The organism is Cyclobacterium plantarum, assembly GCF_011290685.1.
GTDB lineage: Bacteria > Bacteroidota > Bacteroidia > Cytophagales > Cyclobacteriaceae > Cyclobacterium > Cyclobacterium plantarum.
Genome location: NZ_JAANYN010000015.1, coordinates 87,571 through 99,981, shown reverse-complemented (window position 1 = coordinate 99,981; position 12,411 = coordinate 87,571). Strand labels below are relative to the sequence as shown.

General features: G+C 43.5%; 16 protein-coding genes. 2 read left to right on the top strand and 14 right to left on the bottom strand.

The window, feature by feature from the left end:
- Positions 1 to 72: 72 nt before the first annotated feature.
- From G9Q97_RS22805 to G9Q97_RS22795, 3 genes are all read right to left on the bottom strand, one after another.
- On the bottom strand, positions 73 to 597 hold the full coding sequence (locus G9Q97_RS22805; protein WP_166151239.1) for a hypothetical protein: 525 nt from the start codon (positions 595 to 597) through the stop codon (positions 73 to 75).
- Between the two features lie 261 nt (positions 598 to 858).
- Positions 859 to 1,083 carry a DUF433 domain-containing protein gene (locus G9Q97_RS22800; RefSeq protein WP_222852069.1) on the bottom strand — a complete coding sequence of 75 codons (225 nt, stop codon included), beginning with the start codon at positions 1,081 to 1,083 and terminating at the stop codon, positions 859 to 861.
- A 95-nt stretch (positions 1,084 to 1,178) separates the two neighbouring features.
- Positions 1,179 to 1,406 carry a hypothetical protein gene (locus tag G9Q97_RS22795; RefSeq protein WP_166151237.1) on the bottom strand — a complete coding sequence of 76 codons (228 nt, stop codon included), beginning with the start codon at positions 1,404 to 1,406 and terminating at the stop codon, positions 1,179 to 1,181.
- Positions 1,407 to 1,668: 262 nt separating this feature from the next.
- Between G9Q97_RS22795 and G9Q97_RS22790 the strand changes: the two genes are divergently transcribed.
- A complete protein-coding gene (locus G9Q97_RS22790; protein ID WP_166151235.1) occupies positions 1,669 to 2,250 on the top strand; it encodes an META domain-containing protein in 582 nt (193 codons plus the stop codon).
- Between the two features lie 15 nt (positions 2,251 to 2,265).
- On the opposite strand, the gene G9Q97_RS22785 is transcribed toward G9Q97_RS22790, so the two are convergent.
- From G9Q97_RS22785 to G9Q97_RS22755, 7 genes are all read right to left on the bottom strand, one after another.
- Positions 2,266 to 2,508, bottom strand: coding sequence for a ribbon-helix-helix domain-containing protein (locus G9Q97_RS22785; RefSeq protein ID WP_166151233.1), 243 nt, complete (start codon positions 2,506 to 2,508; stop codon positions 2,266 to 2,268).
- Between the two features lie 162 nt (positions 2,509 to 2,670).
- Complete coding sequence (locus tag G9Q97_RS22780) at positions 2,671 to 3,111, bottom strand: hypothetical protein (protein ID WP_166151232.1); 441 nt, start codon at positions 3,109 to 3,111, stop codon at positions 2,671 to 2,673.
- Positions 3,112 to 3,129: 18 nt separating this feature from the next.
- Complete coding sequence (locus tag G9Q97_RS22775) at positions 3,130 to 4,329, bottom strand: DUF5060 domain-containing protein (protein ID WP_166151231.1); 1,200 nt, start codon at positions 4,327 to 4,329, stop codon at positions 3,130 to 3,132.
- Positions 4,330 to 4,468: 139 nt separating this feature from the next.
- Positions 4,469 to 4,636: an NUDIX hydrolase gene (locus tag G9Q97_RS22770; protein ID WP_222852068.1), complete on the bottom strand. Its 168-nt coding sequence runs from the start codon at positions 4,634 to 4,636 to the stop codon at positions 4,469 to 4,471.
- A gap of 39 nt (positions 4,637 to 4,675) precedes the next feature.
- Positions 4,676 to 5,032, bottom strand: a complete 357-nt coding sequence (locus tag G9Q97_RS22765) for a DUF4406 domain-containing protein (protein ID WP_166151230.1) — start codon at positions 5,030 to 5,032, stop codon at positions 4,676 to 4,678.
- A 76-nt stretch (positions 5,033 to 5,108) separates the two neighbouring features.
- Positions 5,109 to 5,684 carry a Crp/Fnr family transcriptional regulator gene (locus tag G9Q97_RS22760; protein ID WP_166151229.1) on the bottom strand — a complete coding sequence of 192 codons (576 nt, stop codon included), beginning with the start codon at positions 5,682 to 5,684 and terminating at the stop codon, positions 5,109 to 5,111.
- A gap of 215 nt (positions 5,685 to 5,899) precedes the next feature.
- On the bottom strand, positions 5,900 to 7,279 hold the full coding sequence (locus G9Q97_RS22755) for a serine hydrolase (RefSeq protein WP_166151228.1): 1,380 nt from the start codon (positions 7,277 to 7,279) through the stop codon (positions 5,900 to 5,902).
- 317 nt (positions 7,280 to 7,596) lie between these two features.
- Between G9Q97_RS22755 and G9Q97_RS25425 the strand changes: the two genes are divergently transcribed.
- Complete coding sequence (locus tag G9Q97_RS25425; RefSeq protein WP_166151248.1) at positions 7,597 to 7,914, top strand: type II toxin-antitoxin system RelE/ParE family toxin; 318 nt, start codon at positions 7,597 to 7,599, stop codon at positions 7,912 to 7,914.
- Here G9Q97_RS25425 and G9Q97_RS22745 read toward each other — a convergent pair.
- The 4 genes from G9Q97_RS22745 to G9Q97_RS22730 all read right to left on the bottom strand — a co-directional run bounded on the left by G9Q97_RS22745 (position 7,862) and on the right by G9Q97_RS22730 (position 12,358).
- Positions 7,862 to 8,245, bottom strand: coding sequence for a type II toxin-antitoxin system VapC family toxin (locus G9Q97_RS22745; RefSeq protein WP_166151227.1), 384 nt, complete (start codon positions 8,243 to 8,245; stop codon positions 7,862 to 7,864). The two genes, G9Q97_RS25425 and G9Q97_RS22745, sit on opposite strands and share 53 nt — an antisense overlap.
- Positions 8,245 to 8,460, bottom strand: a complete 216-nt coding sequence (locus tag G9Q97_RS22740) for a DUF2281 domain-containing protein (RefSeq protein ID WP_166151226.1) — start codon at positions 8,458 to 8,460, stop codon at positions 8,245 to 8,247. The genes G9Q97_RS22745 and G9Q97_RS22740 overlap by 1 nt, the downstream gene beginning before the upstream one ends.
- Before the next feature lie 349 nt (positions 8,461 to 8,809).
- A complete protein-coding gene (locus G9Q97_RS22735; RefSeq protein WP_166151225.1) occupies positions 8,810 to 11,020 on the bottom strand; it encodes a DUF5916 domain-containing protein in 2,211 nt (736 codons plus the stop codon).
- A 105-nt stretch (positions 11,021 to 11,125) separates the two neighbouring features.
- On the bottom strand, positions 11,126 to 12,358 hold the full coding sequence (locus G9Q97_RS22730; RefSeq protein ID WP_166151224.1) for an alkaline phosphatase family protein: 1,233 nt from the start codon (positions 12,356 to 12,358) through the stop codon (positions 11,126 to 11,128).
- Between the last annotated feature and the right edge of the window lie 53 nt (positions 12,359 to 12,411).

Here is a 12,411-nt window from a genome sequence, read left to right as displayed (position 1 = left end):
AAAACCTCATGAAAAGAATGGTAGAAAAACCACCATACCCTTACAAAGAATTTTATTTATCATACGCCTAGTTCAATCAACTTTTTCATCTACACTCGATAAACGGTTCTTTGGAAATTTGGGATTTTCCATTAAGACCGATTTAAGCGCCCAAATTGAAATTGAAAATTGATTCTTAGCTGAATCACCGTTCCCAACATTTTTATTTTGAAATGTTATGCTATGAACCGCTTGGCCTCCATGTTGAGTATGATTTCTTAGAAATTCCATAGATTGATATTCTATGGATAAATCAAATTCTTTGGAAAACAAATTTTTTAAATTTTTAATCACATGTCTATCATTATCTAAACAATTCTCTACATGGCTTGGTACCTGATCTTGGTACATCCTTACACCGCTCAAGAAATTTATAAACAGCCTATTCAAAATTAGACGTGATTCATGGAAAAATTTATAGGGTTTACTTCCAAGGAAGTATCTATCTATTGTATTTATTAAAACTTCCTTTTCAATAACTAAATAATTTGACAGAAAAATATCATATTTTTCCTCAAAATAAAATGCTTCCAAAAGTTGAAATTTTGACTTTTTCAAGGATTCAAATCTTACCGAATCCAGCTCTATTTTATCCCTAGAAACGATATTTGTCAAAAAATACTTGGCGTTGATGTTTTCAAAATCATTAGTTTAATTTGTTAATTTACAAATAATAAATCATATAGTTCGATTAACCTGCTAATAACAAATATAGATCGTAGTTTAGGTAGAATTTCATATTTTGATCGATCTCTTGAGAGTACACATCCGTCCGTGTAGTACTTTCGTCATGTTTGCCCGCATCCGGCATGCAATATCTCACGAACTAAGCTTAATTTTATGTTCTCTATCGGCCCCATACGCAAGACAGGCCTTAATATCATCAACTGTAAGTTCCGGAAAATCGTAAATAATTTCATCCTGGGTCATTCTGGCAGCTAACCATCCAAGGACATCAAATAGGGTGATTCTGGTATCCCGGATGCACGGCTTTCCAAATCTTTTGTTTGGATTGCGTTTGATTATTTCCTTATAATCGATCATATTATTTATTCTTTTGACAAAAATACTAAAAATTAGACATACGCCGATTTTTAATTGACAGACCCTGTTTTTGTCAAACTTTTCATCCTGATAGCTCAATGGCCGCTTGTTTTGATCGTTAGCGCATCCACTCCTCCACCATCACCACCGAATCGGAATACTGCCAGGGACTGATCAATTCCATCCAACCGGACCAGATCCGGATGCCCTGCTCCTGGGATTCGAAGGTGAAAAAGTGACGGAAGTGATGTGGGGGCTATTTGTAGTTGGCTTTGGGTGGACGGACTATACCAACTAATTTCAGTTTGCTTTATTGCAGGCAATTCCCATGAACAGATTTTTAATAACGTCCCATACGCAGCATATTGCTAATATCTTTTTAAATTTAGCTCCTTCCCCTTGAAGGAGCTGTTTCTTGTAACGTCCCCCATCGTGGAATAATGTGTCTGTACAATAGAAGTCGAATCCATTGAATGTTTTTGAAGGTAATAAAAGGTTGGACCACTTACTACTTCAAGCCATTTTTTTTTTGACGTTGAGACATTTTACGTTCTATTACCGTCTCGATGCTAAATATCGTTGACCATGAGGAATCTCTTGTTTTTAGTATTGGTTATTTTCCTTCTTTCCTGTGAGGAAGACAAAGCCAATCCGTATGTGGTAATACCCTACGAGGTAGAGGAGGTTCAAACCGATCTTTTCCAATCCTGGGGCTTTCTGTACTTTACCGATCGGATAAGGAACAGGCGTGATCACCCACCGGCGGATTTGGTTCGCTTCAGCAGCGAAGGGTTGTTTGGGCGCATTAGGGTGCGTTTCACCACAGACCCATCAACCCTTTCAGAGGATGAAGGGATGTGGACTTTTCACGGAGCCGGACCTGTCAACGGCTTTGGAGGAGCGTATCAGGTGGATGAGGAAAAGGGTAAAATTTGGTCGAACGGAAGAATTGGCTCAACCTACAAAGGCTCCACTAAGCCAATGATGGATTTTGAAAACCGGTATTTTTCCGCCCTTCGGTCGATGCGAAGTTTTTCTATTCACAAAAACCTACTCACGATCCGCTTTGGCGATAGTACCGACGAGATGGTCTTTGCCCAGATTAATCTTCCTGAAACCCTGACGAGTGATGAATTCAAATTAAATCAGCCTTCGCTTCCTCAGTAAGTCTGTAATGGCCCATTATTGATTGCCCAATTCTTTCTTTGATTGTGCAAGGATTTCTTCGGGACTCATGTCTGTAAAACCACTATGTTCTGCTTTGATAAGTTTCCTGCGTATCCAGTCTATCTGCCTTTGTTGGGCTCGTGCTTGTCGGATTAAATCGTTGACGAGCTCACTTTTGCTGGAATACTCTTCACTATCGACCTGGGCTTTGAGCCAATCGTCGTTTGGTTTGGTTAAAGAAATACTCTGTCTTGCCATGGTTTTATTCTTTACTAGAATTGTTGATGCAAAATTACATCATTTCAGCACCAAAAACAATTCTATCCCTATTTGTCGTCTACCAATGGAATAAATCTAAAAAGAATCCGGCCAAATTTTTCACCTTAAATGGTAAAGCCATTTGTGTTGATTAGTAGCATTTCACCCCTCCTCTACAATCACCACCGAATCGGTATACTGCCAGGGACTGATCAGCTCCATCCAGCCGGACCAGTTCCTGCTGCCCTGCTCCCGGTACTCGCCTGTAAATATATTGAACCAGGTGATTTTCATCTTTCCACTGTCCGGCTTGGGAAGAACCGCGTTGACCCGCTCGCTGTCTTTGGGAATAAACATGAGGTACAGGCCTTCCCCATTGCTTAGCGAAAAGCCATTGGTGGCCAGGTTGTCGGTCCCTACCCGGCTATTGGTAGTAATCTTGGGGTAGCTGGGCTGCAGCTCGTTGAAGTTGTATCGGGTAAACAGGCCGGCGAGGTGCTTGTAGTAGTCAAACCGCGGCGGCTCAAAATCCTGTCCCTCCGCAAAAGGATCGTGGACCACGATGTTCCAGGAGCTGTTCTGCCAGTAATAGGAACCGTACACCCCGGCAAATACGCATTCCTAGGTCCGCACCAGGCAGGTTTCCGGGCTGGTGTAATTGCCGACAAAGGTTTGGTAGGAGCCGGTTTCATATCCCCCGTGTTCGATGTTGACCACCGGCTTATCGGCATGAACCGCCCTTCCCTGCAGCATCAGGGAATACAGATTGGAGCGCCAACTCTGAATGGAAATAAAATCCACCAGCTCCCCGTACCGGGAATTGAACTCGTAATCGTGTACGGTGATCAATCGGTTGAATCGGTCTTTTTCCCGAATCCGGCGGATCCGTTCCTGAATGTAGGGCGGATCGGCCCGCTCGTAATCCAGCGCTTCTTTGGAAACATCCCAGATCACATTGGAAAAGGCCTGGTAGCGGTGAATGATGTAGTCAAAATACAGGTTGTCCCCATGGGAGTACATTTCCGGCCAGTTGACCAATTTGTTCCAGACATAGATCATCAAGTGGGCATCCAGCCCTTTGCCTTGCATGCTGGCCAAAACCCGGTCCCAATGCTGAAAAAGGTCCAGGTTCAGGCGGCTTAAATCGGGGTTTTCATTGCTGCCTTCCCAGGCCGTGTAGGGTGGTTTGCCGTAGAAGTACTTTTCCGGCACATCGTCGGCCACTCTCCAACCCACATCATAGGCGTAGATATTTGCCTCCACATGATTGAATCCGTTTGCTTTGATCTGATCCAATAGTTGCTCGGTTTTGGACAGGCCCGCTTCATTGTCGTAGTCCAGGGCAAACAGCCAATCCAGCTCAAAGGCGAGCATAAAATGGGGATCGCCATTTTCATAGGCAAAGGCCTGGGGATTTTCCGGATCGATGCCCACCGCTCCTTTTTGCCGGGGCCGGGAGTTGGGCAGTACCTGCAGTTCCCCGGTCAGCCCGCTGAGTTTGGGTTCGGAGGAATAGGTAACAAAGTGCCAGGTGCCCTGCTCGGCAGCCGAAAACCGGCTGATCCATTCGTTTCCGCCATTAAAAAAGCCGGTAAGGTCCAGAATCTGTCCATCGGGTCCGGTATAAATGGCCCCGAATGTTGCGTCAAACGGATTATCAGCGGGATCGGTTTTGGCGGAAAAGACGATGTCGTTTACCTGCCATTGTTCTACTTCCCATTTGTTACCTTTTTTATAATTGGAGGTATTGATTTGTGCAATAGTGGTAGATTGCAGGGCTACCATCCAAATCAAGATTAATAGGGAGATTTCCTTTACCATGTATCAATTCGATGTATTATGTATACAGTATACTCTTTAAAGATAAAAAATTTTGTCCAGATTGCTATTCATCCTTTACTTTTATCCAAGGGCCTACCATAATTAAAACCTCTGATAAATGGCCAAGTCCTGACCGATTTTATTCGGGTATAAAATTTTGAATCTTAAGGTATTGCAACAACATGATTGTTTTCCCATCTTTAATCTCTCCTGTCTGTATCATTTCGCAAGCGGTACTAAAAGGCAATTCCAGCACCTCGATATTTTCCTGCTCCTCATCCAGCCCCCCTCCCATGCTTACCTTCATTTATCGGAAAGAAAATCTTTCTTCAGGTTTTTAATGCGGCTATTCTGCATCAGGAATTTCATTTAAATGGTAATAAACTTTAAGTCCCCTTTCCCTTGCTTTTTTTACATCCTGATCGGCCCCCCCGGACGCACCCGGGATCCTCAGGACCGCATCACATTTTTCCAGTAAACGGTGAGCTACCGGGTATTGAATTTCATTCCAAATTTCATCCCCTGGTTTTTGTGATCCGGCCAGGTGAAGTAATGGCAGGGCAAGCCATTCCCCAATAATGGGGACATGTCCCTTTCTGAAAATCGGTAAGGCCATGGCTTCCAGCCTGTCCAGGTTGTTTTGAATGAGTCTAGGATCATCATTTGTACCACTTCGATAGGGACCCGCAATTAAAATTAGCATATCGTTTTTTTTCAAATTACCTCATTCCTGTTCCCTAAAAAAATAAGGTATATTAAGAAATCCTGTATTTTTTGTGTCAATCCCTTTTTCCTCTTATAACACTGAGGAATTCAGGAGTGATTCCCAGGTAAGAAGCCGTTTGTTTAAGCGTCACTTTTTTGGCTATCTGGGGGTACTTCTTCGTAAATTGTTCATACCGATCTTTGGCAGGTAGGGTTAGGTTTTGGATGGTCCTGAGTTGTTCCCGGCAATAGGCATTTTGCATTAAAATTCTAAAAAAGGTATTGAATTTCGGCAGTTCTGTAAAAAGTGTATCCAGATGTACTTTGGATAGTTTTAAAGTACTGCAGGCCTCCACTGCCTGAATATTGACCATTGCAGGAAGCCCATTTAAAAAACAATACATATCCGTAATCCACCAATCTTTCATTGCAAACATAACAGTCGCCTCTTTACCATCCGGGTTAATGCAGTAGGCTCTCAATATGCCAGAATTAACAAAATAAATATAATCGCATATTTCTCCCTCCCTTAAAATAAAGCTGTTCCTTGTTACCTTTTCTTCTTCCAAAAAACGTAAAATTCGGGCATTTTCTTCATTGTTCAATGAAATGTTCTTGCAGATATTCAAAAGTAGTAAATCGGTGTTCACAGTGATTTTTATCTAACGAGTAAACTTGTACTTTCAAGGAAAACCTTATGTAAGAAGGTTATAAATTTTGAATGGTTTCAATGGCCGGTGCTTCACAAACCCCTGTTTCCACAAAGTGGTTTAAATTTCACCAACCCCATAACCATGCACTCCCGTTGCCAAAATTTCTGCCGGGATGCTGGAATCGTTCCAGTCAAACGGTTGCCTCATAAAGCCTATTCCACTTTTTTACCCAGCATTTCTTGTCCGCCTTGAAAAAGAGTCAGACTTTCCACCTCTCCATTTTTACGTTGAAACGATATCTTTGCTTCTACCACAGTCAGGTAAAACAGCGTTTCATTTTCTGCGAACATCTGGAACTTTGGCTGCCCTGTTGCCTGGCCATACAATTCCTTTCCCTCCTGGGTCACGGTGATCTTGAACTCGGGAGCTAACTCGTATACACCCACGTATTGCTGAAGGATAGATTCCGGTACGTCCACTGCCTGACCTTTGGGTTTTACCTCTGCCAATTTCGCCCCGGGGTCAAGGAGATAGAAGCCAATATCATCAGAACTGCTGGAAGAATTAGTAAGAAGTACCAGGCCAACACCGGTCTCTTTCACAAATCCGGCAAAGGTCCTGTAGCCGCCTGTACCTCCATTGTGCCAGATGACATCTCCCTCAGCCCCTTTCTTGATATGCCAACCCATTGCCACGCTCATATCCCCAGCTTTATTATGCCTGACTTTATGAGACAAGGCCATTGCTTCCTTCAGCGGACTTTTTATATAACCCAAATTAGCAGCAATAAACCTGGCCATGTCTGAAGTTGAGCTTCTGATTGCTCCTGCACCGGCAAGGGTGGGGATGTCCCAGTTTTCTACCACAGTACCTGCATTGTGTCCTAGGGCCAGATGCTCTCTCATTCCTTCCGTCAATTCAATCCGGGTATTTTCCATGTTCAATGGATCTGTAATGGTCTGAACCAACAAATCTTCGTAGGTACTGTTTTTATTCAGAGCAAGCAGATGTCCCAGCAGACCCTGGGCAAAATTGGAATACTCGTAAGCCGCACCTGCTTCCCGGGTGGGTTCGTAGCCCAAAATAAAGGCATACATCTGATCCTCCGTGTAGTCGGCAAAAGGATTATTGGGATTGGCAGGGGTGAAATTATCCGGCATTCTGGGATAGCCGGAAGTATGATCGGTCAGGTTGCCAAATGTGATTGCTGCATCGCCCATCACAGTAGATTTTATACCCTCCGGTAAATAGTCATTGATCTCATCATCCAGATTGAGGTCTCCATCAATGACTTGTTGGGCAAGCAGAATCCCGGTAAATACCTTAGAAATAGATCCGATTTCATAAATGGTATGCTGATCCACCGCTTTGCCGTCCTTGCTAGTGTTTCCAAAATGATAGAATTTCGTTCCACTAGAGTCAATTAGCGCGATGGCCATACTTGGGGTAACGCCATTTGCTATGCGCTTTTCGATGCTTTCTACGACTTCCGGAGGAAGCGATTGAAGCGTTTTTTTACCCGATGTTGGCTGGCATTTAACGGTGGCAAGCGATATCAGTAAAAAAATCAGGGTAATTCCAATGCGGTTCATAAGGATTCCAATTTTAATTTTATTTCGAGATTTAACCCTTCTCAATTACAAGAGATAAATCTCAATATGTCATTAAATATACAATTAATTTTTTTTCTGTATACATATAGTTTGTATGGTTTTACTAGCTGGATAAACCCCAAAGTACATATGACACTTTCCCAATAATCATCTCCGGATCTTGATACTGCCGGGGGCTGATCAGTTCCATCCAGCCGTACCAGTTCCGGATGCCCTGCCCCCGGTACTCGCTGGGAAAAACCGATTTAAACCAGCATGGCTAATTACGTTTTGTCTGTCATGAAGACAGGAGCGGTATTGCTGATTATTCATTAGAGAAATGGGGTGAAAAACAAACCCTTGCCTACATTGAGGAGTTGCTCAACTGTCTGGAAAAAATTGCTATTAATCCGGAAATTGGACGGGATGCGTCCGAATTTTCCGCACACCTTAAAAGCTATAACTACAAAGCCCACAGTATTTTTTATTTACGCTCAGAATCGAAGGTAATTGTTGTACATATTTATAATATTTTTAAGGCTGTGGCTGGTAAAATCTTGATTTCCTTAATACTCAACACTTTTACCAAATCCTGCTCACCTTGTAGAGTGAGAATTTGTCACCACTGGAGATAATTGGCAGTTCTTCAACCATTGCCTGACTGATAATCAATCTGTCAAAGGGGTCACGATGATAAAGTGGGATATGGACATTTTTAAGAATATGGTTCATTTCTATATCCAATATCTCAATGTCGTTGGAAAGCGTCTCTTTTACTAACTCTTCTAATGTAAATGGTAACGTCAATTTACCGATATTGACTTTAATCCCCGCCTCCCAAAAGCTGGCTTTGCTTACAAACAAATCGTTTTCTTTACTTTTAACTATATCGGTAGCTGTAGCGGTTAATTTATCTGATTCACCAAAAATCCACAACAATACCTGTGTGTCTAATAGATACCTCATTACATGTACTCCTCAAAGTCATCCAAGGGTGCATTAAAATCATCAGCCATTTTTATTTTACCTTTGTATTTTCCCAATTCCCGTTCCCCCTTTTTGGTTTTGCTTGTATGTGTGGTTTTCTGAAGTATGGCAATAAGTCGCTGCCTTTCCGGTAATGACAATTGACTGGCCAAGTTAACCAATTGCTCAAATCGAACGCTAAGCTTTAGTTCCATCTTTTAATGTTATTTTTATGTATTCTAAAGTTACGAAAGGTTAATCAATTTCTCTACGGCTTCCTTCAGAAACTGACAACTATTATCTTGGTTTATAAAATAGTTATTTAATGGGGTCTCCGGGTCTACATATCAGAAAATCAAATCCTTATTATTGGAATTACACGAACCCCCCCCTTGCCCTCCGCCGCGGCGGAGGGATTTGTGCTTGGTGGAGTTTGGTCAGTACTTCGCCAGTCTCGCACTTCTTCAGCCGATTAATATTTATCAAGTTCAGCTTTGATCACCTACTGCAGGGAGTCTTCCCTGTCAAGGAAATTTGACAAAGAAACACGAACCGACAGCCTTTTTACAAATTCAACCAATAATTCAACTTCATTACAAATGCCCTTTGTTTGGAAGCAAAGGTGTCCGGGAAATAATTGTCTGTATAAACCACAAACAGATCAGATACCGGGGCATAGCGCCATTGAATCCGGGTATTGATGTTTATATTGTCGATCTGATTGTTGTACTGAATAAAAGTGGTCCAAAACAGGCTGCGGGTAAAGGTAAGGTCGATGCGGGGACCGATCAGGAAGAGGTCGGCATCTGTTTGCGGCTCGGGAAGCCGGATCCGGCTGTAGCTCAGGTTCATGGAAATATTCGCCAGGTAACCAATCCGCCATTGTGCCATTCCCGTAAAATTAGCCATGGTCCCGCTGTAATACTGACCTACTTGTCCGGTACCCCTGAGTGCCAGTGCTTTCCTGGGATCAGTACGAAAATCAATCCCCAAATAATTGTACCGGTAAGCCGTTCCATCCGGCAGCGGTTCTCCTCCGGTCCGTGTTGGGTCAAAAGGGAAAAACAAATAGGTATATTGGTTGTTGGCGCTAAGGGTTACTTCGGCGAAGGAATGAAACTGCACCAGGTAATTCAGGGTATGCAGCTCATCTGTTACTCCCAGGGATGCATTCCACAAGGTTTCAGACAGGAAGCCGGGACCATGCCTGTTCACATGCTCGGATTCCGGAAAAAAAGTGTAGCCTATTTCCGGCGCGATCCGCTGGTATCCCGTGCGGGGTGTGTATCCTACCAAGGGATTGTAGTTTTCTCCCACATAGGAGTAGGCCAGGCCCGCATTGAAGTTCACATCATTAAAAGCCAACTGCGCATGTCCGGTGCCGACATCTTCCTGTACCCCTTTTTCAAATGTTCGGTGGTAAAAAAACTTTCCGCTCCAGCGGTTGTCTTTGGAAAATAGATTGTAGTCTATTCCGGCGAGGCGGTTGTAGTCCCCTCCTTTCAGGTTGGCTCCCCCCCTTTCCATATCGACGGTTTCCCGGTTGATCAGCATGACACCTACATTGGACCTGTTAAACACTTTCCGTTGGAGGGCGGCAACAGAGAAATTTTTGCCGCTAATACCCCGCAAGGGATCGCTGCCCGTTTGCATGTTCATGGCTCCGACCCTCCAGTCATCGGTCAGTTTTCCACTTAGCCTGGCACCATAGAGGATCTGGTTCTGCACATTCTGCCCGGTGGATTCATCCCTATCTACTCCTATCCGGCGAGAGAAAAACGGCCGTATTCGATCTGTTCCAAAATCAGCGAATAAATCCACATTTTCCAGGAAAAACTGCCTCCTTTCCGGGAAGAAAATTTCAAAGCGATCCAGATTGGTCACCTGCTCATCCACTTCTACCTGCGAAAAGTCAGGATTCACGGTCAGGTCAAGGTTCATGGCCGGGCCAAGCCCGATTTTGGCATCACCGCCAAAAGAAGGCTTTAATGGCTCGCTATACCCTTCCACGGAATTCGTAGAAGTAGCCATTGCAGCATAAGGTATGATCGAATAATTCCCCCCTGATTTTGGTAGTGGTTCCGGGAAATACAAATTGCGGGAAAAGGCCATGTGGGTCACATTGAAGTTACGGGGAATGGGTGTCCAGGTGGTTTTTTCGGAGTATTTGCTGTCAATCCTGTAAATGTTCACGTTCCAGTTGTCTGTTGCATCTTTGTAGCGCAACGTAGAGAAAGGGATGGCAATTTCAGCTACCCATCGGTCCTCTAGTATTACCGCCTCGGAATACCACTTGTTGTCCCAGGCCAGGTTAAAATCTGTGGGTTGCAAACCGCCATTCCCCATCATGGCTTCCCGCTGCACCCCATATGGATTTACACCAAAGATGTAGCCGTTGGTTTTGTCGTTAAACGTATCAATTACAAAACTAATCCCATCATTTTGATTTCCCCGGAAATCTCGCCTCAGGGAGGTACTCACATAGGCCTCCCTGGGTTCCGGGCTAAGCATGATGGCTGCAATGTAGAGAAACTTGTCATCATAGGCGATTTTAACCCTTGTTTCGGCAATTGCCGGTAGGGTATCCGTAGGGAAGGTCTGGATAAAATCATCAATCCAGCCCTCTTCCTGCCAGACTTTTTCATTTAATTCACCATCTATGGTAAGAGGTCCCTCAACTTTTACGGCATACATTCCCGTAATTTCCAGGTCCTGACCCTGAACAATAAAATTAGTTAAAAAAAACAGTAATTGATATAAAATTAGTTTATTCATGAGGTTTGGTGTTTAAAAACCAATTTAAGCCCTTAAACACCAAACATATTACTTTATTTACACAAATGGTACCCTGAAAGGGTAAACATTTGAAGAAAGCCGTTGTTATTCCTGGTTTTTCAGCCAAACATTAATAAAGCCTTCCGGAAGCTCCAAAACTACCTTAAGGTTATCGTATTTCATTTTCAAATCCAATTCTACCGTCTCTTTCGCCAAATCTGTCTCGCCCAATAATCGGTAAAGGTCTGAATTGCCGTATCTGAATTGGTTGGTTGGGGTAACCCATATTTTAGCTTTCTCCCCGGAACCGTAATCCTTCCAGTTCAGGTTCAACAGGTTTCCATTAAGCGTACCTTTGAGGTGAGAGGCATACGCTTCTCCCCATAAGGAAACTCCATCCACTTCCATGGCCTGGTTTTTTGGAATTTCAATATGCATATAGTTCGCAATCGTGGGGAATAAATCTACAATTCCAGGTATGTTGCTTGCGATTTCATTGAAAGATTGATTGGAAATGATCCAGGTAGCTCTTTCTTCATCGGATTGGCCTCCATGATGAAAACCTCCCTCTCCCCTGCCGTGATCGGTGGTGATAGCAATCATCCAATCTTCATCAAATTCTTTCTCCCTTTCCTTAATCGCTGACCAAATCAGTCCCACTTGTCTGTCTGCTTCCTGAATGGCCAGATCCATTTCCGGGCTGGCACCGAACCTGTGGCCCATATCGTCTGTGTATTGCAAATATACCCAGGTAAGGTCAGGTGCCTTTCGGGAAATATCCTTCGCCGCATAAGCGGCCACTTCCTGATCTATTTTTTTGATGTATTCGCTTTTATCGTCATGGGGATAACCCAACGTATCTACCTCCAAGCCGTCAAAATGGTAATCCAATTGCAAATGTCCGGTTGCTTCCAGATTCTCCCCCACCAACTTGGTCCGGTTGTCCAGCCAGGTAGAATATACTGCAGTGGTTTTATTGGGGTAATTTTCCTTGAAATGCCGGAAAATAGTCCAGTAGTTGTAATTGGGCCGGCGAATGCTGTTTCCCTTTACATTGTGCTTGTTTACCCAAACACCCGTAAGCAGGCTATTGTAACCTACAGCCGAAATGGTGGGGGTTTCTGAATACCCTCCTTTTGCACCTCCTACATGGGCCGGAAAATATCCTCCTTCGGAGATGATTTCGTCCATATTTGGTGTGGGGTTTTTGATCAGCAATTCTCGTTGGATTCCGTCCAGAATAATAAACAAGGTTTTCTTTTCCTGAGCCTCCGTCTGAAAAGGCATTAAAAAAATACCTGCAAAAAGGAATGTAAGGGTATAAATGCTAAGCTTCATAGGATGTTTTTTGTAATAATTTTGTAGGTATAGAAAAAAGTAAGCTGCCCACA